This window comes from Bradyrhizobium sp. USDA 4451, from assembly GCF_054822585.1.
Map to the genome: position 1 here is coordinate 310,070 of NZ_JBTRCH010000001.1, position 25,688 is coordinate 335,757.

Annotated in this window: 23 protein-coding genes and 1 pseudogene; 17 read left to right on the plus strand and 7 right to left on the minus strand. The window is 57.9% G+C overall.

All coding sequences use genetic code 11. The features are described from left to right. Positions 1–170: 170 nt before the first annotated feature. The 9 genes from ACVMB0_RS01285 to ACVMB0_RS01325 all read left to right on the plus strand — a co-directional run bounded on the left by ACVMB0_RS01285 (position 171) and on the right by ACVMB0_RS01325 (position 9,415). The gene (locus ACVMB0_RS01285) at positions 171–800 is read left to right on the plus strand and encodes a hypothetical protein (RefSeq protein WP_461345051.1); all 630 of its coding nucleotides are present in this window, start codon (positions 171–173) and stop codon (positions 798–800) included. Positions 801–1,413: 613 nt separating this feature from the next. After that, on the plus strand, positions 1,414–3,219 hold the full coding sequence (locus tag ACVMB0_RS01290) for an HrpF/NolX family T3SS translocon protein (protein ID WP_461349569.1): 1,806 nt from the start codon (positions 1,414–1,416) through the stop codon (positions 3,217–3,219). An 860-nt stretch (positions 3,220–4,079) separates the two neighbouring features. After that, entirely contained in the window at positions 4,080–4,376 is a 297-nt protein-coding gene (locus tag ACVMB0_RS01295; RefSeq protein WP_461345052.1) for a hypothetical protein, read from the plus strand. Positions 4,377–4,449: 73 nt separating this feature from the next. Next, entirely contained in the window at positions 4,450–4,656 is a 207-nt protein-coding gene (locus ACVMB0_RS01300) for a nodulation protein NopA (RefSeq protein WP_076828259.1), read from the plus strand. 114 nt (positions 4,657–4,770) lie between these two features. Beyond that, positions 4,771–5,661 carry a SctD/MshK family protein gene (locus ACVMB0_RS01305; RefSeq protein WP_461345053.1) on the plus strand — a complete coding sequence of 297 codons (891 nt, stop codon included), beginning with the start codon at positions 4,771–4,773 and terminating at the stop codon, positions 5,659–5,661. 33 nt (positions 5,662–5,694) lie between these two features. After that, on the plus strand, positions 5,695–6,234 hold the full coding sequence (locus ACVMB0_RS01310; RefSeq protein WP_461345054.1) for a hypothetical protein: 540 nt from the start codon (positions 5,695–5,697) through the stop codon (positions 6,232–6,234). A gap of 2 nt (positions 6,235–6,236) precedes the next feature. Continuing rightward, entirely contained in the window at positions 6,237–6,665 is a 429-nt protein-coding gene (gene sctY, locus ACVMB0_RS01315; protein ID WP_461345055.1) for a type III secretion apparatus assembly chaperone SctY, read from the plus strand. Between the two features lie 8 nt (positions 6,666–6,673). Next, positions 6,674–8,785 (plus strand): type III secretion system export apparatus subunit SctV, encoded by a 2,112-nt coding sequence (gene sctV / locus ACVMB0_RS01320; RefSeq protein WP_461345056.1) that lies wholly within the window; start codon positions 6,674–6,676, stop codon positions 8,783–8,785. Between the two features lie 105 nt (positions 8,786–8,890). Then, complete coding sequence (locus ACVMB0_RS01325; protein WP_461345057.1) at positions 8,891–9,415, plus strand: tetratricopeptide repeat protein; 525 nt, start codon at positions 8,891–8,893, stop codon at positions 9,413–9,415. A 332-nt stretch (positions 9,416–9,747) separates the two neighbouring features. Here the strand turns inward: ACVMB0_RS01325 and ACVMB0_RS01330 are convergent, their stop codons facing one another. Then, a complete protein-coding gene (locus ACVMB0_RS01330) occupies positions 9,748–9,933 on the minus strand; it encodes a hypothetical protein (protein ID WP_461345058.1) in 186 nt (61 codons plus the stop codon). Between the two features lie 782 nt (positions 9,934–10,715). Between ACVMB0_RS01330 and ACVMB0_RS01335 the strand changes: the two genes are divergently transcribed. The 3 genes from ACVMB0_RS01335 to ACVMB0_RS01345 all read left to right on the plus strand — a co-directional run bounded on the left by ACVMB0_RS01335 (position 10,716) and on the right by ACVMB0_RS01345 (position 13,828). Continuing rightward, entirely contained in the window at positions 10,716–11,426 is a 711-nt protein-coding gene (locus tag ACVMB0_RS01335) for a hypothetical protein (RefSeq protein ID WP_461345059.1), read from the plus strand. Positions 11,427–12,298: 872 nt separating this feature from the next. Beyond that, positions 12,299–13,048: a P-loop NTPase family protein gene (locus tag ACVMB0_RS01340; RefSeq protein ID WP_461345060.1), complete on the plus strand. Its 750-nt coding sequence runs from the start codon at positions 12,299–12,301 to the stop codon at positions 13,046–13,048. Positions 13,049–13,108: 60 nt separating this feature from the next. Continuing rightward, a complete protein-coding gene (locus tag ACVMB0_RS01345) occupies positions 13,109–13,828 on the plus strand; it encodes a hypothetical protein (protein ID WP_461345061.1) in 720 nt (239 codons plus the stop codon). 227 nt (positions 13,829–14,055) lie between these two features. On the opposite strand, the pseudogene ACVMB0_RS01350 reads toward ACVMB0_RS01345, so the two are convergent. From ACVMB0_RS01350 to ACVMB0_RS01365, 4 genes and pseudogenes are all read right to left on the minus strand, one after another. After that, a pseudogene (locus tag ACVMB0_RS01350) lies at positions 14,056–15,095 on the minus strand (NEL-type E3 ubiquitin ligase domain-containing protein). A gap of 281 nt (positions 15,096–15,376) precedes the next feature. Continuing rightward, positions 15,377–15,622 (minus strand): hypothetical protein, encoded by a 246-nt coding sequence (locus tag ACVMB0_RS01355; protein ID WP_461345062.1) that lies wholly within the window; start codon positions 15,620–15,622, stop codon positions 15,377–15,379. A 186-nt stretch (positions 15,623–15,808) separates the two neighbouring features. Continuing rightward, positions 15,809–17,404 carry a hypothetical protein gene (locus ACVMB0_RS01360; protein ID WP_461345063.1) on the minus strand — a complete coding sequence of 532 codons (1,596 nt, stop codon included), beginning with the start codon at positions 17,402–17,404 and terminating at the stop codon, positions 15,809–15,811. Positions 17,405–18,245: 841 nt separating this feature from the next. After that, the gene (locus tag ACVMB0_RS01365) at positions 18,246–18,494 is read right to left on the minus strand and encodes a hypothetical protein (RefSeq protein WP_461345064.1); all 249 of its coding nucleotides are present in this window, start codon (positions 18,492–18,494) and stop codon (positions 18,246–18,248) included. Positions 18,495–19,205: 711 nt separating this feature from the next. Here ACVMB0_RS01365 and ACVMB0_RS01370 point away from each other — a divergent pair. After that, positions 19,206–19,442, plus strand: coding sequence for a hypothetical protein (locus ACVMB0_RS01370; RefSeq protein ID WP_461345065.1), 237 nt, complete (start codon positions 19,206–19,208; stop codon positions 19,440–19,442). 1,355 nt (positions 19,443–20,797) lie between these two features. Then, a complete protein-coding gene (locus ACVMB0_RS01375) occupies positions 20,798–21,868 on the plus strand; it encodes a cytochrome-c peroxidase (protein ID WP_461345066.1) in 1,071 nt (356 codons plus the stop codon). 52 nt (positions 21,869–21,920) lie between these two features. Here ACVMB0_RS01375 and ACVMB0_RS01380 read toward each other — a convergent pair whose 3' ends face one another. Both ACVMB0_RS01380 and ACVMB0_RS01385 read right to left on the minus strand, forming a co-directional pair. Next, positions 21,921–22,142, minus strand: a complete 222-nt coding sequence (locus ACVMB0_RS01380; protein ID WP_461345067.1) for a hypothetical protein — start codon at positions 22,140–22,142, stop codon at positions 21,921–21,923. A gap of 75 nt (positions 22,143–22,217) precedes the next feature. Beyond that, positions 22,218–22,349, minus strand: a complete 132-nt coding sequence (locus tag ACVMB0_RS01385) for a hypothetical protein (protein WP_461345068.1) — start codon at positions 22,347–22,349, stop codon at positions 22,218–22,220. An 869-nt stretch (positions 22,350–23,218) separates the two neighbouring features. Here ACVMB0_RS01385 and ACVMB0_RS01390 point away from each other — a divergent pair. Genes ACVMB0_RS01390 through ACVMB0_RS01400 form a run of 3 tightly spaced genes read left to right on the plus strand, consistent with a single transcriptional unit; the run spans position 23,219 to position 25,555 of the window. Continuing rightward, positions 23,219–23,722 carry a hypothetical protein gene (locus ACVMB0_RS01390; RefSeq protein ID WP_461345069.1) on the plus strand — a complete coding sequence of 168 codons (504 nt, stop codon included), beginning with the start codon at positions 23,219–23,221 and terminating at the stop codon, positions 23,720–23,722. Next, the gene (modC, locus tag ACVMB0_RS01395; protein WP_461345070.1) at positions 23,719–24,915 is read left to right on the plus strand and encodes a molybdenum ABC transporter ATP-binding protein; all 1,197 of its coding nucleotides are present in this window, start codon (positions 23,719–23,721) and stop codon (positions 24,913–24,915) included. Before ACVMB0_RS01390 ends, modC begins: the two co-directional genes overlap by 4 nt. Then, on the plus strand, positions 24,899–25,555 hold the full coding sequence (locus ACVMB0_RS01400) for a DUF2478 domain-containing protein (RefSeq protein WP_461345071.1): 657 nt from the start codon (positions 24,899–24,901) through the stop codon (positions 25,553–25,555). Before modC ends, ACVMB0_RS01400 begins: the two co-directional genes overlap by 17 nt. The last annotated feature ends 133 nt before the right edge of the window (positions 25,556–25,688 follow it).

The window sequence follows — 25,688 nt, forward strand, 5'->3', positions numbered from 1 at the left end:
AAGGGCCGGGCCTGCACCACGGATGCTCGAGCCGAAAAGGGCAAGCAGTATCCGTGACCTGCCTTGCAGCCTTAGCGTTTCATGCGAGCTTTTGAAAAGCTCTACGAAGTCCGTCATGAACTTCGCCGCATCGGTTGAGAGCCGCTTTGTTGTACAAAGGGAGGAACAGGATGGACTTCAATGCGCTAGGCGGAGCAGACAAGAGCCCACCGCCCCGCTCGCCCTCATCGCCCGCCGATCGAAGTGAGTTTGAGCGTGAACTGATGGCATTGCATGAAATGCCTGGATACAGTCAGGACCTGATTTGGCAGGAGCTTGGAGGCCGACCGCCGCATGTCGGGCCATCATTGACCGGCGGCGAGCAGTCCAATTCCCAACAGGCGGCCGCTCAAGATCGCGCGGGCTCCTCCGATTTCGGCAACGACCCGGTTTGGCAAGATCTTGAGCCTGGACTCATGCACGCGGGGTCGCCTCACGCCGGACGGTCTGAAGGGCGGCCCGCGCTGCCCGCACGCGTCGCGCCGCCGGAACTTGGCGATTTCGTCATGGCGAACGGATATCTCGCCAGGGAAAACTGGGTCTTTATCGGCCAAACAGCTTCGCCTGCTCAGATCGAGATGCTGAGAGGCCGTGACGTCATGCCGAGCAGAAATGTCCGGACTACAACGTTCACCATCCTGGGTGTGCCTCACACGGCGCAATGGCGAGCAGAAGGGTTCATTCGTCTCGAACCGTCGCTGGAAGCCGCCCTTAGGCCCGCAGGTTCGGGCGAACACCCGCCAGGTGACCAAGCACAATAAGATTGACAGATGCAGAGTGCATCTGAGATTCGAGGCGTCCAGAGTACCATGCACCGCTCAACTTTATGGGCGATGGATTGATTCGCGCGGCCACCCCAGCAATCTGATCCGATCATGCTGCATCGCCCCGTTCGGGCAGACGCCAATAACTTGTTTGACACGCAGGCGCGAGCTGGCTGAGCGCTGGTGAGTTGCCGAGAGATGTTGCGGAACCCGCGATGTGTTGCATGAATCAGCGCACGCGAATCCTGCGAAGAGCGGCAGACTCGTTGGCCAGGCCGTCGCAGAGGCGAGCGACCGAGCACCGAAGCAAGCCGATGCCGAATTGAGGACCCGTCGCCGCCTTGAGCGACGTCATTCTCAACTCATTGTGAAATCCTTTGAGCGCCGTCAGCTTCTCGAAAGCTAATCGCTCCTACCATACGGCGTGAATATCTAGACGGCGATATGCCTATAGATTGTAGCCAAACTGAGCGCTGGGAGCGCTGTGCAATCGGAAGCAAGCGGTAGGAGCCATTGAAGCCTATCGACATCTCTTGCTCGTTGTTCGCCGCGATCTCAGGCTGCGCCACATAGCCAGCTTGTGGTGCGATCTCAAATCAGAGGACGTATGATGTCAGTCAACAATCTGCCGCTAACCACCAGCTCGAATTTGGCTTTGTCGGGGCTAGCTTCCGGGCCCTCGCCGGCGCGTGACTTTTCAAGCTTCGAGGCGGTGCTGGTCAGTTTGTCGTTGAAGGACGCGACTGACGAGCATTCCCCACCGCAAGGTCCGGCGACCGAGGACTCGGCCAAGCAACTGACGGAGGAACTCACGCAAGAGGTGCGGAACATCATCCCGCCGGAGATTAAGGCCGCACTGGACGCATGTCAGGAGACCCCCGAGCCGTCCTCTGAGGAAGCCTCCTCCGCTGCGAACGCTCCAAAGATTGCAGAAGCCCCCGTACAAAGCTCCAGAATTACGTGGAACAGCGGCACCCCGACTGAGGCCGAGCTGCAGATTGTGTCGGTGCTGATCCGACACAAGGACAAATGCCCGCTGGATTGGAAATCTCTGGGAGATTTGGCTAACGATCCCTCCACACCGCCGGATCTAAAGGCGGCCATCGAGGCACTGCAGCGAGACCCCGAGCTCTTCTACGCGATAGGTTCGCAAGGCGACGGCCGCTGCGGCGGTAAAATCAAAGCGGGTGATCTCTCCGGCTTCTCCGATCACCACCCGCAAGTTGCTGAGTTCCAGGAGCAGCGGGCAAAGAACTATACGCAAAACTACATCCCCTCCGACGGCAGCGGCAATGGCGAGCCATCGGTTATGATGCTGACCGATGCATTGCGCGAGCTCTATCGCTATTCCGACAACCTGCCCAAGAACCTAAGCCTTTCGGATTTCAAGCAGATCGTCGACGGCGAAGCTAAGACGGGCAAATGCCCGCCGCAGGTTCTCGCGGCCGCTCAATACTTCCTCGACCATCCGGATGAATGGAAGCAGTTGTATGGCGGCTCGATAGACAAGGTCCACAAAGAGGACTTTCTGCAGGTTGCTTCATCATCGGTGAATCTCACGAAAGCCGAGCTCGATACGCTCGACACGATCAGCAAGAACCAAAGCGCCTTTTTCGGGAAGGGCGACCTGACGCGGGAAAAGCTGGCGAGCATGGCCGATGACAAGAGCCTCGCGCCCGAGGTGCGAAAGGCGGCATCCCAGCTGCTGTCCGACCCTGTGCTGTTCGGGTTGATGAACAACGCGATTACGGGCTACAAAACCCACCACAAGTTCTTCGACTTCGGCGGCGGCCATACGGTCGATTCCGGCAATATCAGCAAGAGCGACTTCAACCAGTTCTTCAGCAACATGTCCGGTGCGAACCGCACCGTTCAGCATGTGAAGACGCATGCCGCCCGAACGGCCGCCGAGAAGGACGCGGTCGCGGACATGACGATGGGCGTGGCAGACCAGCCCGACATCAAGTCTCCCAAAAAAAACGGCGGCGCCTTCATGCACGCAATCAATGACGTGCTCAAGGTTGGCTCGAAGGTACTCGACTGGGCCGCGACCGCAGTCGGTGTACTTAGCTTCATTCCAGGCTTGGGCGAATTGGCCGATCTGGCGTCAATGGTGCTCGAAGCCGAAGCGCAAGCTGCAAATCTTCTTCACACGGCGATCAGCGGTGGCAATATAAAGCAAGCGCTCGAAGAAGCTGGCCTGAACCTTGCGGCACAGGCGGTAGGTTGCGTCGGCGGCCCTGAGGTCAAATTGGCAATGCGAGAAGGCTTGGTGAAGCAGGCAATTCAAGAAGCAGCCACGGCGGGGGTCAACCTCCCGGTTTCGGTAGCCCAATCCTACGCCGAGGACTACCTGAATAACTTGAAGGCTCGCATCGAGTCCGAACGCATGCAAGCTGCAGGCGCTAACGCCTAGCCGCATCACACTATCTGTCAGGATCAGGCTGAAAACGCCAGTCGAGCTTGTGCGGCTTACGCGCGGTCGGGTCTCCCTGCCGAGCAGTCGGTCGCGCAAGCTCTACCATCCTCGATGCCGTCCGCCGGATCCGAGGAACTTGCTCGCTCTTCACTGCGCACAATTTGTGTAGGCCGCGCCCGATCGCGCGAGGCCGACCTCAAATGCAGTCTGCCGCTGCGAAGGTTAATCGGCCGCATACGCAGTCCGGCAAGAAGGTCGATGCATTAAAGCCGCGCGACAGAACCGGTCAGAGGTGCGGAGCCTGCCGGCTTGCGCAAGGATCAGGAGCATGCTGATCGCAGAGCGCCAGGGCGATGGACCGCTTCTCGAGCCGCAGGCTGCTGTTCGCTCTGCATGAAGGCGGGCCCCGATTGACGGATCCTTCATGAGCCCTCCAGGACCGAGGGATCATCCTTGATCGCTGAATCGCCGTCAATCTGGCTTTCCGCCCCGCTCCAAACCAGGTCAAGCTCCGTCCCGCTGCGCCCGGCCGCAAGAAAATTGTCGAAAGACCCGCGGGCATCGAAAGTGACGTCAGCCCGGGATTGCAACGCGTCGACTTCAAACGCGATCTATTAATCGTCGCGTTAACATCAGCCTGCTGAAGCTTTCGACTTGATGAGCAGCGATCCGACCCGATCGAGCTCCACAAACGAACGTTTATCCTGGTACATACCATCTGATCTGCAGCTTTCGCAGATCCAGCATCGGCCCATTGCATTTTGTAGAACTCGTCAGCTTCTCGAAAGCTAACGTTTGCACATTGGTGGGCGGAGACTTCCTCCATTGGCACGATTGAATTGACATAGGAGAACCCGATGCGCGTTACAAGCTCCAGCGCCACTGGGCACGTTGATGCTGACCTCCATGCGGCTGGCGGCAAAAGCAGCGGCAAAAACGGATCTCACAAACCTGACGAGCGCGATGAGCATGGCCGATCGCCAGATGCGAACAGTCCCGTAAACGGCGGCGCGTCCACGCCAGGCGGAACCTCGCGCGAAGCTGCTATGCAGCAAGCATTCAACGTCGCTCTGGGAGCCGCTGCTCTGCAGCTTGCAAATAGTGCAATGGGTCATTTTGACGACGTCATGGCCGAAACAGAAGAGGATTCCTGACGTCGCATGTTGCGACGGCAGGAAATTGGGAGCCGCACGTTGCGGCGAAATACAAGCAAACAGGAGAACTAGTATGACTAAGGGTGTTGGTGCAGCTGGCACCGCTGCTGCTGCGACCGCTTCCACCGCCGCTGAAGTTGCTGGAGAGGCAGCATTCCAACGGCAAATCGCCGCTCTGACTCTCACCAGCACCAAGGCTGCTGAGAGGGATGTGGAACTCCGCGTCGTCTCGACCGAGCTCTCGACCGTCAAGAAAGCAGCCGATGAGCGGGTGCAGTAAGGGATGAGGTGGGCGACGTACGTCGCCCACTTTCTCGGGCTGCTTAGTCCGTGAAGTCGCAACGGGCCGTACGGTTTTGCCGTACGGTTCCGTTCGCTGTTCAGGAGAGCGACCGTGAATGAGCCACATCGCTGGCGTTTCGAAGTGCTGCTGGGGTGCTATTCTGGGTTAACAGGTGAATTGGGGGTCGGATCGTGTCTGATCGGCAGCAGCCTCGATGCTGATTTAATCTTTGTCGAGCAAGGCCTCGAACCGCACCATCTTCGTGTTACCCCGCATTCCAATTCCATCGAGATTGAGGCCCTGGCGAGCGACGTCCGTGTCGACGGGCACGACACTGTTTTGCCTAACGAGCCCGTCGTTGTCCCTCTTCCTGTCGTCCTGCATGCCGGCCAGATGTCGATCCGTTGGTCTATCGAGGGTCTCGAAAAAGCCGGCTCTATCGATCGCCGGCGTGTGTCGCTCATCGGACTTGCCTTGGTTGTTATCGGCTTTGCCGCGGTTGGCGCATTAACGACCAGTTTTGTCCAGACCGACACCGCTGCGGTGCCAAGTTCCTCGCCTCCTGCCACGGACATTGCACCCAAGCTGGCGCTCAGCGCTCCTGATGCTCCGACCACCGATGCAGCTGCCGGGCTGCTGCAGGAAGAAGTTGACAGAGCGGGCCTTGTCGGCATCAAGGTCGGTTCTGGGGCCGGGGTTGTCACGGCCGATGGCAGCGTTACGCCCGCTGCACTCGCCGCTTGGCAAGACATCCAACAACGGTTTGATCGCACTAGCAACGGTGCTTATACGCTCGTCAATGCAGTCGCCATCAAGGATGAGAAGACACCTTCCGCGATCGGGATCCAGGCTGTGTGGCGCGGCAGCGATCCTTACATCGTCGTTGCTGGCCAAAAGTATTTTGTTGGCGCGCTGTTGAGCAATGGATGGACCGTCAACGGAATTGAGGAAGGGCGTGTTCTGCTGAGCCGGAATGGCCGGCTTTCCGCTCTGTCTTATTAGTATTTCAGGCTGCAGGTAAGGAAGCAAAGTGCCATGACTAGGCTGCCCCCGAATTCTGTCGAGCCTGGCCCATCTTTTGAGGGACCAAACGTTGATCATCATGCATCTGCTATCACGCCGGTCAATTCTCGAGCCAAGTCCATCGGGATCGATCGGACGCGCGGCAATGATGACAGGAGTCACGGCGCAGTTTCCCAGCATAACGACGCGCCCGATCGCTTGGTTGAGGGCACGATCGACAGCGCGCTCGAGCTCGGTTCGATTAATGCGATTTCGCGCGTCAATCTCGACGAGGCCCGCGCCCAACCAGGTCAGATCGAGCCAGGCTCGGAACTCGCTTGGCTTAAGGGGCCTAATCTCGCGCATAGCCTGCTCTCTTTCGTGACGCCGCGGCTACGTCATTCGCACGTTCTGCGTCCCGAGCAACACGGCCCTCTTTTGGAGCGTTTAGCCAATACGCTATCTGCCGCGCCAGAGGATTTGGTGGCACGCGAAGGAGCCGCCCTTCTGCAGCTGGAGCTGCAGCGGTTAATCTTGCTCCGGCAGAGCCACAACGGCTTGATCAAAGGCTAGCGATGGCCGAGCCAGACAAACTGCAACACGTCACATCTACGCAGCCGCCAAACGTTTCCGACGCCGATGCTCTCGAACTGGTCTCTGGGCCGGAGCGAGATTTGCTCTGCGTGCTTTCTTATATCTATCTTTCGTGCGGGCAGAGCGCAAAGAGCCTGGCTCTGTTGCGGCTTATTGCTCACGAACACTCTCGAGACATCGGCCTGCTGCGGATTCTGGCCTATGCTCTCATCTCGGAGCGTCGCGGTGACGAAGCACTGTCGGTATTGGATCGGCTTGACAAACTAGATGGCGAACCGTCTTCGTCTCTGCCCTTGATGCTGATGCGCAGCCACGCCCTGCGTCACGCCGGCCGTATGACCGAAGCGCAGGCCGTCTTCAAGCGCTATGTTTCATTGCGCGGCAACACAGCTCCAGCCAAACAACAATAAGGCTTCTCATGGCCAACGTTCTACGAAATCTCATCACGCGCGCGCCCGCCCACCCGGATTTGATGGTCGCGCTGATGCTTCTTCTGGCGATCGGAATGATGATCATGCCGATCCCGATCGTCGTGATCGATATGCTGATCGGCTTCAATCTTGGCTTTGCCATACTGTTGCTGATGGTCGCCCTGTATCTCAACACGCCGCTCGACTTTTCGTCCCTGCCGGGCGTGATCCTGATCTCCACTGTTTTTCGTCTCGCTCTTACCGTTGCAACAACGCGGCTGATCCTGGCCGAGGGCGACGCCGGCAGCATCATCCATACGTTCGGCGATTTCGTCATATCTGGCAACATCGCTGTCGGCATTGTCATATTCCTGATCGTAACCATGGTGCAATTCATGGTTCTGGCCAAGGGCGCCGAACGAGTGGCAGAGGTGTCGGCGCGCTTCACGCTTGATGCGCTGCCGGGCAAGCAGATGGCGATCGACGCAGAGCTGCGCAACGGCCACATCGACCAGCACGAAGCCCGCAGCCGGCGCGGCGTGCTGGAGCGGGAAAGCCAGCTTCACGGCGCGATGGACGGCGCCATGAAATTCGTGAAGGGCGACGCCATCGCCGGACTCATAGTCATCTGTATCAATATGCTTGGTGGTATCACGATCGGCTCGCTTTCCAGGGGCATGTCCCTTGAAGAAGCGATGCATCAATACACCATCCTGACGATCGGTGATGCGCTCATTTCGCAGATCCCGGCCCTGCTTCTGTCAATTACGGCCGCAACCATTGTCACTCGTGTCAACGGTCCTTCCAGACTTAATCTAGGCGCCGATATCGTCAACCAGCTTACGGCGAGCACACAAGCGCTCCGGCTGGCCGCCTGCGTCCTGCTTGTGATGGGCCTCGTTCCTGGCTTCCCTTTGCCCCCCTTTGTCATACTGGCCGCGCTCTTTTCCGCCGCCAGCTTTGTCAAGGTTGGCGAGCCAGAGAACAAGACCGCTCCCAAGGCCGGCGTCAGTCCCTCCGGTTCGGCTCCCGCTTCCACGCAGGCTCAGAAGCAAACCCTGCCAGCCGAAGCACTTCCGATTACCCTATTGCTAGCGCCGAACCTGATGAAGGCAATGGACGTGGGGGAACTCGAGCGGTGCGTCGCACGGGTTTCGGCACTGGTCTCAGCTGATCTGGGCATCACAATTCCACGCATTCCCGCCCAAAGCGCAAACCACCTTGCCCGATCGCAATTCAGTGTGGCCGTCGAGGGCGTGCCCGTAGAAGAGGGCGCTATTGACCCGACAAAGCTCCTGCTTGATGACGACGTAGCGAACATCGAATTGAGCGGCATCCCCTTCTGGCAGGATCCAGACACGAATCGGATCTGGATCGAACAGGGCCATGCGGCTGCTCTCGAAGCGGCCGGCATAGGGCATCACGGACCGAGCGAAATCATCGCCTTGCGCGTCCGGTCCACGTTGACGCGCTATGCACAGCGCCTGGTTGGCATTCAGGAAACGCGCCAGTTGCTTGGCCGGATGGAGCAGGAATATGCCGATCTGGTGAAGGAGGTGCTGCGCACGACACCGATCCCTCGGATCGCGGATGTCCTGCGCCGTTTGCTGGACGAGGGCATCCCGATCCGGAACACCCGCTTGGTTCTGGAGGCGCTTGCGGAATGGAGCGAACGGGAGCAAAATGCTGTACTGCTCACCGAATATGTGCGCTCTGTTCTGAAGCGGCAGATCTGTCACCGCTATGCCAACGCACATCGCGTTGTGGCTGCCTTTATCGTCGAGCGTGAGACTGAGGACATCGTGCGGGGTGCCGTGCGCGAGACCGCCGTCGGCCCATACCTCGTTTTGGAGGACCGGCAAAGCGAAATGCTGCTCTCCCAATTTCGCCAGATCCATTCAAGCATCGCGCGCAGCCAGAACCAGCCAGTTATTCTAGGTTCGATGGATATCCGGCGTTTCGTTCGCGGCTTTCTTACCCGTAACGGAATCGACCTACCTGTCCTTTCATATCAAGACCTCGCCGCGGATTTCACGGTCCAACCGATCGGATCCGTGAAGCTGGCAGCCGCCAAGGACAAGAGCCCTTCCCCAGGCGGTCTCCTGAGCGCTGCGAGTTGAGACTGCACGGCAGATCATCGTGAGCAGGCTATGAATTCAAATGGAACCAAACGTCGGCGACGCTTGTGCTTCGTTAGTCCAGGCCCACGGCCGGCTCTGCCTGCGATGCTCACTATTGTGATGCTCACCGGTTGCGCGAGCCCGTCCGATCTTTCGCGCCAGCAGCGGTCCACGTCAGACTTAGCAAGCGCCAAAGAGTTTGACCCCGCCATGCGCGAGCGCATCTCGCGCGCTCTCGTTGATGCCGATGAGCAGAGTCTACGCGCTACGTTGGACCAACAACCGGACAACGTCAATGCGGCAATTTCCCTTGCACGGGCCTTGTTGGCGCGCAACTCCGCAGATGAGGCACTTCAGGTGCTCAATGCGGTACTATTGGCAACACCCGGCGACCCGCGCGCATTGAATGCCAAAGGCGTAGTACTCGATCAACAGGGGCGCCACGAGGAGGCGCAAGTGCTATATCGTCGAGGCCTCGCGATCGAGCCCACAAATACGATGCTGCGCAGCAATCTCGAGTTGTCGGCCGCACTTGAAAGCAAGACGGGCATCCGAAACTCCAATCAGGAGTTGCAACCTGGTGACCAGTACGCATTAGCCAGATCGAGATCTCAAAGCCGACAACCGTAAATCGCGGATGCCTATCCATGTCAGTCGGCTGGCCGACAGACAGCCAGATAATAATCGCGTGCAGAGACTACAAGGCGCATTTGGTTTCGAACGATGTTGTCGCGAGGAGCGCAACTTTATCATGTATAATCGGGAGAGCCGAGCGCTGTCTCTTGGCTAAATGGCGTGAGCCCGACACGCGCTCGCTTGGACGGAGCAGGCCTCTACCCTCAGTTAGACGCCGGTAGGCAGCCGATCTTTCACACGACTTCGTAACCAGGTCACCTGCCCAACATTCTGTATCTTGAGTTTACCTATTCTTGGGTAGCGGATCTTTGGAACGTCCGGCCACTTCAACGAAGACATGCAGGCGAACAATCAAAATATCTCTCGAGCTCCGCAACCGCGCGCTCCTCCCACTCTATAGCTTGCGCCAGCAATGAGCCGCCTTGTATTGGCCGAAATGCGGCGGCCTGCCGGCACAGAGACGCTATCGCGCGATAGCGGCGCACGTTTTCCATAACGGCAAGTCCGGTCATGTGCGGATATTTCCCCTGCTGTCCCAGGCGAGAACTTGCTGCATAACAGTTTTCGATCCGTTAGCGGCAAGGGCGAAAGGCGTGAATGGTTGGCAGATTCTTGCCGGCCTGACAGCCGATGAACCTTTCCCAGGAGATGATCCTCCATCAAACGCGCTTCGGCATTGCCGGCCAAGGGCGCAGCCGCTCCGCGTTTGCTCCGCATACATCTTCAGCCAGGCAAGAGTATAGATGAAGAACAGGAGCGAGGGCACGTCTCGGCTTGCACAACAATCAAGCGACCTTTGTTACTGGTTGGCTTCCAATTTGACGTCGCATGCGGAGGCCAACGTTATCACCCCCCGCGACGAGGCCAAGGTTTGGAATCGACGCCGACGTACATCGACGTCCCTTGGTGCCAGTCCGAACCTCGGTCCCATGCCACACTACAGGTCTAATTCAACGCGGTCCAGACTGACCGATCCGTAGCCCTAACCAGCGGCGTCGCTGGATCTGGAGACATTAAGCCCATCAGCATGACAGCCCGCCGAGGCAGCACTCTCAGCGTCAGGTGCACCATCTTTCGCCTCCGAACGAGAGCCGGGCTTTCGATTTGCGGCCCTGGCCCCAAGCAGTTGCCGCCCCTCTCGGGTGACGCTTCGGTCAAGGCTGACGTCTCCGACCTAGAATCAACTCGCCAAAACAGATGGGTGACGGCACGTGTTGTTTGCAGCAGACTGCCTTACAAGCGCTCGGTTAACAATGGCACGCTGGAGCACTCGCACCGCGATTAGGGCACTCAGATGATCACGCCGGTTCGGCGGAACTGGAGTCCAAAAGAACTATTCAATTCTCTTACGCCAGCGATGTTCAACGCTGAGCCGTCGGCTATACGTGCGCGTTGGGATAAATTGTGGCCTGACCTGTACACGGAGTATGACGCCCGGCACTTGAAACAAGAGTTAGCCGACCGACAACTCATCGTTAGCGATGAAGCTGCGGCATTCTTCAGCGCCTGGGCGATCGACGAGGAGCGCCACACCGATGGCTTCATCCGCGTCATTGAACTCGTCGCTAATGGATCCGAAAAGGATCTTCGGGAGAGATTAGACGCTCGGTCGCACGATTTTGGTCCAATCGGTGAACACCTGAGGGACGAATTCTCCCTGATGGTTATGATTGCATTTGATGAGATGTGTACCTGCCGTGCCTATGCGGCAGAGAAGCCCTTCTATGACGCCCTTGGCAATACCACGTTTCATCACTGGCTGAGGGAAGTGATTGCCGACGAGGCGGTTCACTCGATGAACGCCGTGAACGTTATCCGTGCGCGCCACCGCGACCGCATTGGCCAAGCGGCCTCAATTCTCGATAACCTAATCCGCGCAACCGAAAGTCTACGCTATTCCGGAACCTTCGTCCTCGACTACTTCGGCGCAGTGTACTCTAAAGAGCTGCTCGCCGGTTCTCGCCTCGTGACTATGAGAAATATCAGCAGGCCATTCACGGTGTAGCATGGAATGTTGGCAGGTATCCTATCGAAGCTTGAGTCGCGCCACATCGCCGCCCTTCGCCTAACTTTCCATCGTGCCAGCTGGCCCAGCTCTTCATTTGCGTTCGAGCGGTTTCGACGACCGCGTCGGGAAGCCGCAATTCGACGCCCGATCTTTTGCAAGTCCGCCTTAGCTAGATAGATGCGGTTGGCATTGCGCCCGATGTTGTCGGACCGGTGCCCGGATTCCCTGCCTAACTTGTCCGCGACAAGATAATCCTGCTTCGACGCGAACAGATGCAGCATTGCGATTTGCGCCGTCGTGGATTCAAGCGCTCGCACATCCCGACGCCATCCTACCAGGGAGAGAGCGAGTTCGTACCCACCCATTTTTGAAACTGACAAGCCGCGTTCTAGCGAAAACGTCATCACGCGTCTGGAGACATTGGATCGGGCCAACCCATGTCGAACGAGCTAGATCCGCAACTTTTCTCAAGGCCAATGTAGCACCACCTCGATCCTGTTTACATCGAGGTTGAAAGCTGCCGCAGCCTAAGATTCACGCCCTTCATGCCAATCCAACGATCGGTAGATAGAACCTATCGTTATCGCCACGACCACCAAGCTCACGGTTGATCCTTTGGTCGCCGACCTTTCGGCTACTCACAAACCTGACGTAGATCACGAGCAGGAGCGATTACTTGCTGCTCTCGGCGTGCGTCGGCGCCTCAATCACACGACGCAACTCGCTCGATGTTGAAAACGTCGTCAACCTGAGGAGCTCCTTCATGGAAAATTCAATTACCCTTCTTTCTGCCATGTTCTCACCCAAAGCAGAGACGCGCCGATTGCGCACTTCGCGCGCGGCAAGAGCGAGTGTCTCAGGAGAATTTCATGGTGAAGCCAGTTGTGATTGTGGTGGGCGCAGACAAGGGAGGAGTCGGTAAGACGACCGTATCACGAACGCTGCTGGACTACTTCAGCGTCAACAACGTGCAAACACGCGCCTTCGATACGGAATCTCCGCGGGGGACGTTGAAGCGCTTTTATCCTGCGATTACTGAGATCGTCGACATGACGACGACCGCAGACCAGATGAAGATTTTCGATACCCTGAACTCCGGGCTATCCGTCACCGTCATCGACGCTCGCGCCGGACTGCTGTCCTCAGCACTGGCCTCCTTGCGCGACATCGGATTTCTGGATTCGGCGCGGTCCGGCCAGATTACCTTTGCCGTGTTCCACATCCTAGGATCGTCTATCGCTTCACTCGACGAGATCGCGGAGACCGCCACCTTCATGAGCGGCGCAAAGTACTATCTGGTCAAGAACTTCATCAATGACACTCAGTTCTTCCAGTGGGACCAGGCGACCTACAATTCCTACTTTCACCGCATCAAACAGGCGACCGAGTTGACCATCCCGAAACTTAACGAGATGGCCTATGAGCAGGTCGAAGTCGCATCCGTCCCGTTCGTAGATTTCGTGGCAAACAAGGGCCGCAACGATGAGCCCGCGAACAACTCCTTCGTGCTACGCGGTTATGTCCGGCACTGGCTGGCAAATGTCTGGAGCGAATTTGATCGCATCAACTTGACGGAATTGGCCGGCGCTAAGTCCGCGACGCGGAGTGGCGAGAAGTAGTCACATATTCTTGCGGGCCAAGAGCAGGCCCACATACGAAACGAGATTGATCTGCTGGCTATGTTAGCGACCCCTATCTACATCATCTGCTCTCCTAGCCCGCAGGTCGGAAAAACCCTCGTCGCTCGCGTCCTGAGTGAGTTCCTGCTGCTCAAAGACGGCACCGCCCTGTCGTTCGATGTCAATCTAAAAGAGCCATCACTGCTCGATTATCTCCCTAAGATCACCGAGACCGCGGATGTGACGGACACTTACGGCAAGATGCAGCTGATGGACCCGCTCATCGTTCACGATCGGATACCCAAGGTGATCGATCTCGGCTTCCATGCCTTCGACGAATTCTTCAAGATGTGCGAGGAAATCGGCTTCATAAAGGAGACGGCGCGCCGCTATGTTGCTCCTATCATTCTCTTCATCGCAGGCGCTGACCGCATTTCCTTTCGCGGTTATGACATGCTGCGGCGGCGGATCCCGCCAGCATCGCTGGTCACCATCCACAATGAATTTGCGCTGCGCGGCGGATTACCTGAAGTCATGGATGGCGAGCGGGTGCTCCAGATTTCCGCGCTGCCGCTGTTTCTCAAGAGATATATAGACCGACTTGGCTTTTCCTTCACCGGATATCTGCGGGACGAAAAGGACTGGTCCACCGAGCTGCACCAGTGGATACGACGAAACTACACGATGTTCCGCGATCTAGAATCGAGTTTGATGCTGCGAAGCTCCTATCGATCGCGTGGAACGAACATCGAGAGCCTGCGTTGCACAAAGGCAACTTGAGGCTGAGACTACTCGCCGGCTATTTGTCCAGCTTATGAGCAGTCGTTTGACCGACGCCAACGGCTTTGCCCATAATGAAATGCACTGCGCGAATCCCCGCCTGGATTTGGTGCAAATCAAGCGTACTTTTCCTTGAGCTCATCCGCCCCCAATCGCGCGACCGGCAACTGCCCTCTTGGGCTTTGCGGACGGCCGAGACGCATCGATGGTCTTTCCAGCGGAGGAGCTCATAGCTCGAAGCCGAGCTTCCCGAGCACCCGGTCCATGACCGTGCCTTTGATCTCGCGGGCGATCTCGTTGCGTATCTGGGCGCCGAGCACCCGCTCGGCATCGGCGCCTCCTGTCAGACCATCCTCCGCCAGCCGCCGATCCAAGCGGGCTTGAAACGGCTCACCCATCGCCTCGACGAGCCGTTCCTGCATCTCGGCATAGTCTTCGGGCGCGATGCGCCTTAGCACACTTTCCCATGGCTGCCATCGGGTCGCCAAGAGCTGCGGAAATTCCGTCGCTTCCTCGTTCCGTACTGCCGTCTCGGCCCTGGCGACATCATCCCCAGTAACGTGAGCGACGCTCATGAAGCGCATGTCAGGAGCGATGTGCCGCAGCTCCAGCGCATCACGCAGCTGGGTCTGGAAGGCAAGGTAGACCTCGATCTCATCGACGTCCGCGTCCGCGTCCGGATCAGTACGACGACGCGAGTTGACGGTCTCGCGCGCGATTCGGTCCAGGACCTCCAAGCGAAACATAACGCGGCCGTGCTGGAGCATTTCGTCAAGGCGTCCGTCATGGGCGCCGTCCTCGACATCCGCGTTCAGGCGTGCGCTCTGCATGCCGTTCCATGTCAAAGTGACGCGATCTTCGCAGCTCGCGCTCGCTCCGGAGGCCAGTTCGAAATACTGCCGCGCAGATTCGGCCTGATGACTGCCTGCCGCAGATCTTCGGCGACCGCGTGCCGGAACGCGTCGCTACCATAGTTCACGGTGCCGCGGAGCCTGTCGAGAAAGCGTGCATAATCTAGTGCACCTGGCTCTTCGGCGAAGGCCTGCCAAGCGGTTATTGCTGCCGGCCCGCCCTCGAGCCAGTGCGTGACAACCTCCTGCAGCGACCGCGGCTCAACTTGCACCGGGCCTGCGGTGTTCGAGAAGAAAACCTGCGGGCCGGCATAGTGTCCGGCATGCATGGCAGTCGCCTGGCCGGCCTGCACCGCGTCGGACAGAGGGTTGTTCTCCAGATCAACACTGGCGTCGCGGCTTAGCTGTGTCAGCATAGTCTAGGGCGCGCTGGTTAGCTGGTTGTTGCTGGCGGCAAGCCATAGCAGCTCGGCCGGAACCTTCTCGCGCAGACTGGTCAGCCGATTATGGCGGCACTAAGCCATTCAAGCCCGGCCGGAGGAGGCTCGGGCAGGTCGGTTGACCGGGCCATGATCCTCAAGCTCAACTGGCGCTTTTGCGGCTTGCGGCAGGCAAGCGGTAATTCCGCTCGCGGATCCGTTCCGAGACGAACAGACACCGCACATCATTATCGGGACCGAATTTCCTTACGTTGCGCTCAGTGTAGCCAGCCCTCGCCGCGACCAACGAACTCAAGCACCGACTGCGCTTGGTTGATCTCGCGCGACACGCGCTTCAATATCCGAATTGCGACCTCTTCCGTCGCGATCAACCCCGCTCTTTCGCAGGCCAGCCCGAAATGATGCAACACCTGTTCGTCGGATGGCGCGATACGATTCTGAAACAAGCTGATCGTCAATGATGAGAGCATATGCTCGACGACATCGTTTTCAGCCTGATTCACGAATCTACGTCCTTCTGATTGGTCGCTCAATTCGGTACAATATGGCGTCGCCGATAGAGCTATGACACCTTTCATTGTTCCGGGTTGTCGTGTCATGACATCGCCCCACGCGTATTGAACACCGCTAGCTGGCGCTTTCTTTCTTCGAACGCCTTATCTGCTAACGTCGCCTCTCCTCTCACGGACCTACGCGGTCTCAGACGCGAGTTGCAGCTCCCTGATGATCTCAGTCACCCTCCCTTGCTCGGCGGCGTGTTGCGGCCACTTGCTAAAGCCACTAAGCAAATTCTCCGCTTCCAGCTTGGTAAAATTAAAGAGCCTAATACCCCGCCCAAGGACCTCATTGACGATCGTGATCGTGGCCTGGCGAACGGCACTTTTTGGTGGCGATCTGTTGAAGCCGATCAGCAGCCCCCTGAGATCCTGGGTAGTGAAATCCGAGAGCCCCGTCTTCCGATCGGCGCGGCGAAGGACCTCGTCTGCGAGCACGACGGTCACTTGACCACACGGCAGCTCGTCCGGCCAGTTAGTGAAGCCGCTCACTAGGTTCGCAAGTCCCTGCTGTGAGAACTCGCAGAGCAGAGCGGCGCGGCGCAGGACCTCGCAAGCGAGTGCGACCGCGGCTCGGCGAGACGCGGCCTCTTCCGGCCACTTACTAAAACCGTTCACGAGGTTTGACAGCCCCTGCTGAGTCAGATCGGGGAGCTGGGCACCACGGCAAGATACTTCACCGGCGATCGCGACCGCAGCCTTACGGCAAGTCGCATCGTCAGGCCACTTGCAGAACCCGTTCACCAGGTTCGCCAATCCTTGCTGGGTATAATGCGGAAGCTGGACGGTACGGCGCAGGAGCTCACTTGCGATCGCGACTGTTGCTTGACGAGATGCATTCTCCTCTGGCCATTTACTGAAGCCATTCACCAAATTCGCCAGATCCTGCTCGCTAAACTCGTGGAACCGCGTCGCACGTCCAAGCACCTCGGTTGCAACCGCGACGGTGACTTGACCACAGGGCAACTCCTCAGGCCACTTGCTAAAACCGTTTACAAGGATGGCCAACCCCTGCTGAGGGAAATCGGCGAGCCGGCGGGGACGCCGCAAGATTTCCAGTGCAAGCGCGGCCGCGGCTTGGCGCGAGACCGCCTCTCCTGGCCATTTGCTAAATCCGTTTACCAGGCTCACTAACCCTTGCTGTCTAAATTCAGAGAGCTGATGGGGGCGCCCTGCTCGGCGGATGACCTCACCCGCGATTGCAACCGCGGCTTGTCGAAAGTCACTCCCTTCCGGCCACTTGCTGAAGCCGTTTATCAGCCCTGCCAGGCTGAGATTGTTCAATTCTTGAAGCGATCTGCTTTCCTCGCAACAAAATTTGGCTATTCGGACCGCCCCATGGCGACAATCCACTCTCCTGGCGTGCCTGCCGAATGATGCCACAAATACGGAAAGCGCTCTGATACCGATCTTTCTCATCAGAGCATGGTCCAGCTGCGACACGCGAGAAGCTATTCTCTCGCAAGTATCCCGCCCCGCCTGACCTCCAGCCCTTCGGCTCACCGCATTGCATGTCGTGGCATAGCCCCACGATTTCTCTGCACGGATGCTTTCCTCGAAACTCGGCAGAAATCTGGATTGAAACTCAACGGCAGCTTGTTGCAGAAACACCGGCAGGTCCGCCTTGCACAGTTGCTTGTCGCGCGTGACCACTGCAGTTGAGAATTCAACAATGCCGCTAGCACGATCGATTTCGTTTAGCGCCGTCGTGAGATTAGTTTGAACGGACATAGGACCTTCCGAGCTTTCATCGCAGCGCCCTTCGGCTATGTGCGTCATCGCCTCTGGCTAGATATTTATCATCTACGGTCTTCGAGCATCTGCCTGTGGGCGCCGGACTCTTCATTCAGGGCGCCTTGCTTGCGCGACTAAATGATTGCAGTTGTGGCAAGCCACATTTTGCTGCCCGCATGATTCCATCGGTCCAGCCATATGCCGACTCCCTTGCCAGCACTTGCCGACCGCCCGCCCAGCGTTCCCGTGGCGATGGTGCAACTGCCCTTCCTGGCTATCGCCTACAAGCAACAAGATGGCAATCAGCAAGCCGTCTTCCCTCGATCCAGATTTGGCAATGAGCCGTCGACACCTGCCCTATCCCGAGCTTTGTCTTGACGCATCGGCGCAAGTCTACAACCTGTCGCAACGTTAGATTCAAGCTATAAATCGGCCTCCTAGACCGGTGGCGGATTGTATACGGCGGATGTCGATCGCAATGATTCCCGGTGGAGGGCTTATTTAACGGGACACCGCGTCCAGCCGACATTTACGTCGATAGCTGAGATCCCACCCTTGGCTCATGCGCTTTGTTTGATCGATTCGCGAGCGCCGGAACCGCGGTCAGGCCCACCCATAGAGGAAAACATTTCCGCCCTACCAATTCTCATGCTGTGGGTGGAGGCGCCTTACTCATAAATATATCCATTGGGAACGACGATAGCCAATGCCCGGTGGCAACGCGGACTGCCCAACCATTAGAGAGGAGGCCAGTGCAATGAAGGCGCCACTCTTTATACCGCTCGAACGGCCAGAGAATGACGCCGCTTCATTCCGTCTCGCGCCACTGGTCTACAGTTTAGCCGCGCCCAGCCTGGGCAATCAACAAAGCCGCCGGACGCTTGTAAGTTTTAGTGCCATAGAGCACGGCGAGATGCGCCCAAGTTTGCCAGTTCATGCTCAAGCTGCCTAATGCCGGACGTGATTTAACATCTCTCCATCTTTCGTATCTGATGAGCAGGAAACTGCAGAGCGCAGGAATCATGCGAGATACGCCATCAAGGCGCGGATAAAACTCGCGAATCTGCCGCGATTTCTCGTCAGACACGCGGTGCACGGTGATAACGATTAGTAGGGGCCTTGCACAAATCGACCCGCTCGCCACATCTGCGCAGAAATGGGTGGACAGTCACAAGTCCTCAGACGGAATTATTCGGCGTGAATGCGGAGCCACCGCTACTCATGAAGATTCGCGTGCTTAAGCTCGAATGCCAAAGTGAACTACATCTGCAATGACTTCGATCGATGATAGATTAAGTGAGGTCAGGTGGCTGCGGAACGAGATCTGGCGCCGCCGGCGGCTACTTAAGACCGATCTATCTGACGCGGAACGCGAGGGTGTTGAGAAGCGCCTGCTTGAACAGCTGTCTGCCTTTGAGCGGCTCTTGTCGACGACGTTTCCTTTGGTTTTGAACCCTAATGTGAATTCAACCACGAGCACCTACGACCCGGCCAAGCGGCTTCTCTGAAGCGTCCATCGAAAACGCCGCAATGGCATCGAGCAGTTCCTTCGCGAACTCAATTGGGGGTTAACCTCGGCGGTCTTCTCGATTCGTCCCCTCGAGCCCAACCCAATCTCATTGGGAGAATATCTGGAAGACCGCGATCGAATGCCTACCCCAACGCGAGCATTCGCGATCTTTTGCCAGTCATAGTCGATCTAGTCACCTGCGGGAAATGCTAGACTGCCGACAACAACGCCATAGATTGATGGACAATACCGACTCCCGAACGATGTGCCGCCTAACGATCTCCGACGTTGAAGCAGATTAGTCCGTCGGATCATTTACAGGCAGCCGATGGCAACTTCACGGTTGCCTTGTCCGCCGAAGGGGCTGCAGCGCAGATAGCGCGCAACCGCCGCAGTAGCACATCGAACCTCAAGGCGAACCATGACCTCGTAACACGCACGGTGGGCCGGTCGATCGCCGAACGAGGTCAATCGGTTCGCGACGTTCATTTTCCGCTGGTGGATGCGTCCGGCTCGACTGGGTGACGATTCCAGCCCAATCGAACTTCGAAACAGCAGACAGGGCAAGTCCAGCGCCAATCAGCCTGGAACAGTCACTGTGCGTCAATTTCGGTGACTTCTGCCCGGACGGATCACTCTCGATGGAGGACGATCGAACCCTATTGAGACGTCGCTTTCGTCCGCCGCTTCTATCCGCGGCGGTTGGCATCGCGCGGCGACATTCGACGCCCAAGCTTTTGAAATTGTCCCTAAGACAAAACATGGCTGCGTCTACATCCCTACGTCCTGTGAAGCGCTCACAGAAGCGCATTACGTCTGGTCTGCACGACGTGAGGACCTCCTCGGCCCGATGATCTCGCGCGCGAGCGTGTCCTGTACACCACATGGCCGCGATCGCGATCACAGCAAGGGCGGTTGCCCAGCGGCGCGCATTGTAAGTCCACCCAATTCGTCGTTTTTGATTCACCAAACCCCTCTTAAGCCGCGTATCGTTCACTATGGTTCTTTGCTCAACGAGCATCATCTGTTTACCGGGAGCTAGGCGACAGCCCGGCAGCGGCCGTCGCGGGGCCGCCGCAATCATCGCGGTCTCCGGAATCATCGTCTCGCCGCGCGCAACACGTTCAATGCGAAGACCGAGACACGAGCAGAGGCCGGCTGCGCTTTGCAGCGCGCGCAACACGTTCCGGCGTTTGTGACATTCGCGATGCTAGCTCCCAATGTGCCGTTCCCTGATGCGAAAGTTCTGCTTCGCAATGCCTACAACCTGACGCTACGATCGATTCAAGCATTTTGAGTCCAGCAAGTGTGGATACGCTCTGAGACGGGCACATCCGCATTGCCGACGAACTCGCGCCAGCTGCCGTTTTCTGACTGCCCCCGGCGTATGAAACGTCGCCCGTGTTGGTCGATGATCGCTCGGCCTAGTCGGGTTGAAGGCGCGCTGGGATGATCGGCGAGAAGTTGTCGCCAATGCCGCTCGCTTGTTCGCCGCCCGCGCCAACGATCTTAGAGCCTACAGACAAGAGTTTGGCACGATAGTGTTCCGAGATGCACAAGACTTTGGACCGGTGGGTCAGAATAGCTTGCTCTGGATTGTGACGGTCGCGGCTCGGACCGACGGCGGATTCCGTAGGCTTAAGCCGCCTGCTGCCTATTACTAGTTTGCAATTGCTCGACGCCAGCTCGGCGGCTTCGACCTTGAGTCCCGCTGGCACGGCAGTTGCTACTCAGCGCGTGAGCTGGGTTTGGGTGAGCCTAGCCGCAACGCGGAAGACATCATTCGTCGTTGATTGCTGCGGATCTTTCTGTGGACGACCTGAAGCGCCCGCACCGCCCTATGCTTGCGATTGCATGATCTACAGCGGACGAGGCTGACTATGAGGAAACCAGCGGCAAGCGAGCTTTATATGGTAGGCAAGCTATTTGCCGTGGCCATTGTCATTCTGGTTTCGTCAGCGGCGGATGCCAATGATGATCTAATGAGCGCCGCCAGGCGGCTTTTCAAGCCGATCCCTTCAATGGTTCCGGCGGTGAAGGACAACCCGATCACCCACGAAAAGGTCACCCTTGGCAAGTCCCTGTTCTTCGATCCGAGGCTTTCGGCGAGCGGCGTCATTAGCTGCAACACGTGTCATAACGTTGGGATGGGCGGGGTAGATGCCGGTCCGACTTCGATCGGTCATCGCTGGCAGCAGGGTTCACGTCGCGCGCCAACTGTCTACAACGCGGTCTTCAACGTGGCACAGTTCTGGGACGGGCGCGCGGCAGACCTCAAGGCGCAGGCCGCGGGCCCTATCCAGGCCGGCGTCGAGATGAATGCGACGCCCGATCGCGTGCTCAGCACGTTAAATTCAATGACGGAATATGTCGTTATGTTCAGTAAGGCGTTCCCCAACGATGCGGCGCCCGTTACCTTTGAAAATTCTGCCAAGGCTATCGAGGCTTTCGAGGCGACCTTGATCACACCCACCGCCCCCTTCGATCAGTACCTTGAGGGCGATGGATATGCTCTCAGTGACAAGCAGAAAGTCGGGCTGAAGCTATTCATCGAAAAGGGCTGCTCCTCCTGCCACAACGGAATCAACGTCGGTGGGCAGGATTACTTCCCGTTCGGCGTGATTGAACGGCCCGACGCAAACGTGCTTCCGAGAGACGATAAGGGACGTTTTTCCGTCACTAAGAATCCTAGTGATGAGTATGTTTTCCGCTCCGCGCCGTTGCGCAATGTCGCATTGCGGTCTCCCTACTTCCATTCCGGTCAAGTTTGGAGCCTCAAACAAGCGGTTAGCGTAATGAGTGAGGTTCAACTCGGCATAAAGCTGAGTGACAAGGAAACGGACGAAATTGTCGCCCTTCTAAATTCGCTTACCGGGCAATTGCCGAAGATCGATTATCCGATACTACCCACACGCACCAACGTCACCCCAAGGCCCTCTTTAGACAAATAGGCCGTCACGATCGCGAGACTCACTTTGATTAGCGAGAATACAGCGCGGTGACTCAGGCCGCGACGAAGTCAGAATGGTGTGTGGTCGAGCTAGAGCTGTCAGCCAAACGTCTAAGCCGCCACCCTTTCGTCGACACCTCGGGTGCACTGACGGTGAGTTGGCCATAGCGATCGCGGATCGTCAGCGCTCGCTCATAATCGGACTGAACCAGCGACGGACCGGCGATCTCGTCGGCCAGGACGTGCGAGGCAGCAGATTCCGGCTCGACCAGCATCGCAAGACTACAAGAGCTCCAGATCGCCATTTCATTCCACGAAATGACAGGCTTGCGCCAACCGCGGCGACCTGATCAATGTCCGATCTCCCCGGCCGCCTGTAATATCTTGGCTTCGCCACAGCTGCCGTGATTGTTGCGGCCGGTCAGATATGCGATCATCTCCGTCAGCAGATCGCGCGCCTCGGCCTCGACAGCAATTGCCACCGGACGCTAGGTGCCGCTGATTGGACGTACATCATTTGGTCGACAGCTCTTTGATTTTCCGTGCTGTGCAATCGACGGGCTGCCAAAGATCGAACCTCTGTCGGCATCATGGCAGACGACCCTGCCAGTCGAATCCGTCTGCTCCAAGAACGCAACGTCGTGCTCTCGACATCTTTATGCAGGGCAGATGCGAGATGCGCAATGGAGCGATGGTGTTGTGTTGTGGTGTGTTGCTCCTGATGAGAGAATGCTCCACGCAGGGGCATCGTTGATCGTTCGCGACCGAATCCACCTGTGTTCCGATGTGACCAGGAGATCGATCATGAGTTCGCGCGTGACGCCTCGCCATCGGGTTATTTGGACGATCGCGCGAGGCTACGAATTGGACTGGATCTGAATGCTCATGCCAGCGATGACTCGTATCCGTGAGATGCCCGTCTAGGCGATCACGAAATCTTCTAGATAGCCAGTCACGTTCCTCAGGTTGCCAATGACTCAACCTTCTCTCCTCGGGCATATCGGTAAGATCTGACAAACTGGATCGTGTCTTATGCATTGTTGACGAGTTTGACGATCGCATGTTCGCCAACGAACCATCTCCAGCGCAGCGACGATAGCATCTCGCGCAGCTGTCATCTCATCGCCCTCCGTGTGCGGTTGATGACGCGAGCGTCCAAAACCCCACCATAAGCATGCGCGACCATCTAAGGCGCCGGGGCGGAGAGCGATGCGAACCCCCTTTGTCACGCGAGCCGCACGCCATATTCCTTGAAACGGCACGCGGATTGCTGGGCAAGGTTCAACGAGCTGCCGCGAAGAAAGCGGTCGCAACGGGCCCGGGGTCCAGAATGAGGCTTATCCGATTGATCTTGATCGATCTGACTTTGATGCTGCTTGCACCGGGGAACGCAGAAGCCACCATTAGGGCCACCGGCGCAGCCTTCACGTCTGCTAACAAAACTGTGGCGTCATTGGAGCGGATTTCGGCCGCAAAGCCAATCTTGAGCTCCGGCGCGAGCCGACAGCCTTCCCGCTCAACGACACAAGCGGCGCTATTTCAGCTTGCAATGAACACCCTTGGTCCGGCCAAGCCGGCTGAGCGTTCCACGATGCTGGAATTGGGCTCTCCCTGTGTGATCGGCAAGCGCGCAGGGCAGCGTCCGATTGCCACGATCATCGATAGCTCGGAGATGCTCAACAAGCCGCTTATCCTAACACCATCAATCTGTAGAGCCGCAGCCATGCGTTATGGCCTTTTGGGGGCGGAGACACCGGGCTGGAGCGGAACAGACTGGATTCTCGGAGGCATGGTGATCGCGACGATTCTGCTCGTGATCTTGGTAGAAAGATGCATCACAGGCGCGGGCACGTGAGAGAAGCAAGATCTGGCTATATCGAATTCGCCTTCAACGGCTCTCTCGCAAACGTTCCCCTAGTGGCCCAGTTTAGCGTACCCGCGAAAGGCGTCACGGCTATTTTCGGCCCGCCTGGCTGCGGCAAAACCGCGCTCGCACGCTGCATCGCCGGCGTGCAGCGTCTGCCGGGTGGATTTTGCGCAATCGATGGTGAGATTTGGCAAGATCAGACGACGTTTCGGCCACCTCATCTGCGTCCCGTCGCTTATGTATTCCAACGACCAATTCTCTTTTCTCATCTGTCCGTCAAGCGCACCCTTCTGTTCAACGCGTCGAAATCGAAACCGACACTGATCGATTTTGATGGCGTGGTCGAATTGCTCGCCCTTACCCCGCTGCTCGAGCGTTCGCCATCACATCTTTCTGACGCTGAGCGACAGCGCCTTGCCCTGGGCAGCGCGCTGCTAGCACAACCTCGGCTACTTTTGCTTGACGACCCGCTCATTTTGCTCAACCGCTCCGCTAAATGCGAGATCTTGCCGTTTCTCGAGCGCTTGCGGGAAGAGCTCCCATTACCCATGATCTATGTCAGTCATGACATGGCTGACATAGAGCGCTTTGCCGATCATCTCGTCATGATGAAAAATGGCGTTGTGACTGCGGCTGGGCCACTCAATGTCGTTCAGATCGGCCCGGCTCTTGCCGCGCGCGGCGATGCGGCAGTCTGCCTGGATACCGTGGTCGGCGGCTATGACGGGCGCTATGGGTTGATCATTCTCCGCCTCAAAGGTGCGCGCCTGTTGGTTCCTGGAGCGCCGCTTAGGCCGGGCGCACAGCTGCGGCTGCGCGTCGCAGCCGGCGATGTCAGCATCGCGTGCGAGCCGCCGCGCGCCAGCTCCATCCTCAATGTCTTTCCGGCACGCATCAAAGCCTTTCTGCCGTTCGACGACGCTGAAGTCACCTTGGTCCTGGCTCTCGAAACTGGCCGTTCGGGCGTACCGCTTCTGGCCCGCATCCCGCGTCGCTCCTTTGATGCGCTACGGCTCGGCAATGGCATTGACGTATTCGCCGAGGTCGCGCGCGCCGTGCCGGTCGCAGTTCCGGAGCGGTTGCGCGTAGGGCCTTCCACACCAGCACGAGGTATTCGACAGATAAGCGCCGATACGGGAAACGAACAGCAATCGGAGTACGACGATGATCGACGATCTTGATGAGATAAATCCGAAGCATATTGCGGCCGTCTTCGACCGGTCAGACGATGTAGATGTCCTACGGCGCGATTTAGCCCATGATCTCGCGCGGCAAGCCGTACGCGTCGGCGCCGTCATCCGACGACACTTGACGGGCGCACACGGTACCCGGCTTGGCCGCAGGGGACATTACGTCAGGGCAAGAAATCTCGATTTCCGAGCAAGTCGGCAGCGCAGCGTTGTCTATAAGCTCGACACAAATGGACTTGCGAAGACCGCAGCTATCGCTTTCCGAGCGCTTCGCGACCTGGTTGATCTCATCGAGAAGAGCATTTTGCCGGCGCAAACAACTGGCGACCGCCCCCGCGCCGAATTCGTCGACCCAGTCGCCCGTGACGTACCACTTCTGACAGCCGTTCTAGTTAGATGCCTTGCCGCTTGGCGAACTCTCCCGGCTAATATTGGCAAGTTGCTATTTTGCGATCGCCAAATCGTTCAGCGATGGTGGCGCTATATCTCCACGTGCCTAGCGCGCAGCTGGGCTTTCATTCCCAGCTGCGACAATTTAGGCACTGTGTTACCGGAGCGCTTGATGACCACTGTACGACCACCGGATACGTCGGCTCCGAAATCGCTCGTCGGGCTCCTTCGCCGTCTCTGAAAACAGCCTTAGCTCCGGGCTCCGCCCCTCGTTGCGAGGCACCATGATTGCTTTGATGCAAGGCTCCGATTGTGGACGTTCGACCGGCGAGAAGTCGCAGTTCAATCAACTTGGCGCTACTCAGTCGAGGCCG

Bases quoted from the DNA above. Each gene is read 5' to 3' on its own strand.
- ACVMB0_RS01325 (WP_461345057.1), top strand. From the start codon at position 8,891: ATGCTCACTATTGTGATGCTCACCGGTTGCGCGAGCCCGTCCGATCTT.
- sctV (WP_461345056.1), top strand. From the start codon at position 6,674: ATGGCCAACGTTCTACGAAATCTCATCACGCGCGCGCCCGCCCACCCG.
- ACVMB0_RS01330 (WP_461345058.1), bottom strand. From the start codon at position 9,933: ATGACCGGACTTGCCGTTATGGAAAACGTGCGCCGCTATCGCGCGATA.
- ACVMB0_RS01400 (WP_461345071.1), top strand. From the start codon at position 24,899: ATGATCGACGATCTTGATGAGATAAATCCGAAGCATATTGCGGCCGTC.
- sctY (WP_461345055.1), top strand. From the start codon at position 6,237: ATGGCCGAGCCAGACAAACTGCAACACGTCACATCTACGCAGCCGCCA.
- ACVMB0_RS01345 (WP_461345061.1), top strand. From the start codon at position 13,109: ATGTTAGCGACCCCTATCTACATCATCTGCTCTCCTAGCCCGCAGGTC.
- ACVMB0_RS01380 (WP_461345067.1), bottom strand. From the start codon at position 22,142: ATGCTGGTCGAGCCGGAATCTGCTGCCTCGCACGTCCTGGCCGACGAG.
- ACVMB0_RS01360 (WP_461345063.1), bottom strand. From the start codon at position 17,404: ATGTCCGTTCAAACTAATCTCACGACGGCGCTAAACGAAATCGATCGT.
- ACVMB0_RS01335 (WP_461345059.1), top strand. From the start codon at position 10,716: ATGATCACGCCGGTTCGGCGGAACTGGAGTCCAAAAGAACTATTCAAT.
- ACVMB0_RS01310 (WP_461345054.1), top strand. From the start codon at position 5,695: ATGACTAGGCTGCCCCCGAATTCTGTCGAGCCTGGCCCATCTTTTGAG.
- ACVMB0_RS01340 (WP_461345060.1), top strand. From the start codon at position 12,299: ATGGTGAAGCCAGTTGTGATTGTGGTGGGCGCAGACAAGGGAGGAGTC.
- ACVMB0_RS01290 (WP_461349569.1), top strand. From the start codon at position 1,414: ATGTCAGTCAACAATCTGCCGCTAACCACCAGCTCGAATTTGGCTTTG.
- ACVMB0_RS01295 (WP_461345052.1), top strand. From the start codon at position 4,080: ATGCGCGTTACAAGCTCCAGCGCCACTGGGCACGTTGATGCTGACCTC.
- ACVMB0_RS01300 (WP_076828259.1), top strand. From the start codon at position 4,450: ATGACTAAGGGTGTTGGTGCAGCTGGCACCGCTGCTGCTGCGACCGCT.
- ACVMB0_RS01285 (WP_461345051.1), top strand. From the start codon at position 171: ATGGACTTCAATGCGCTAGGCGGAGCAGACAAGAGCCCACCGCCCCGC.
- ACVMB0_RS01375 (WP_461345066.1), top strand. From the start codon at position 20,798: ATGAGGAAACCAGCGGCAAGCGAGCTTTATATGGTAGGCAAGCTATTT.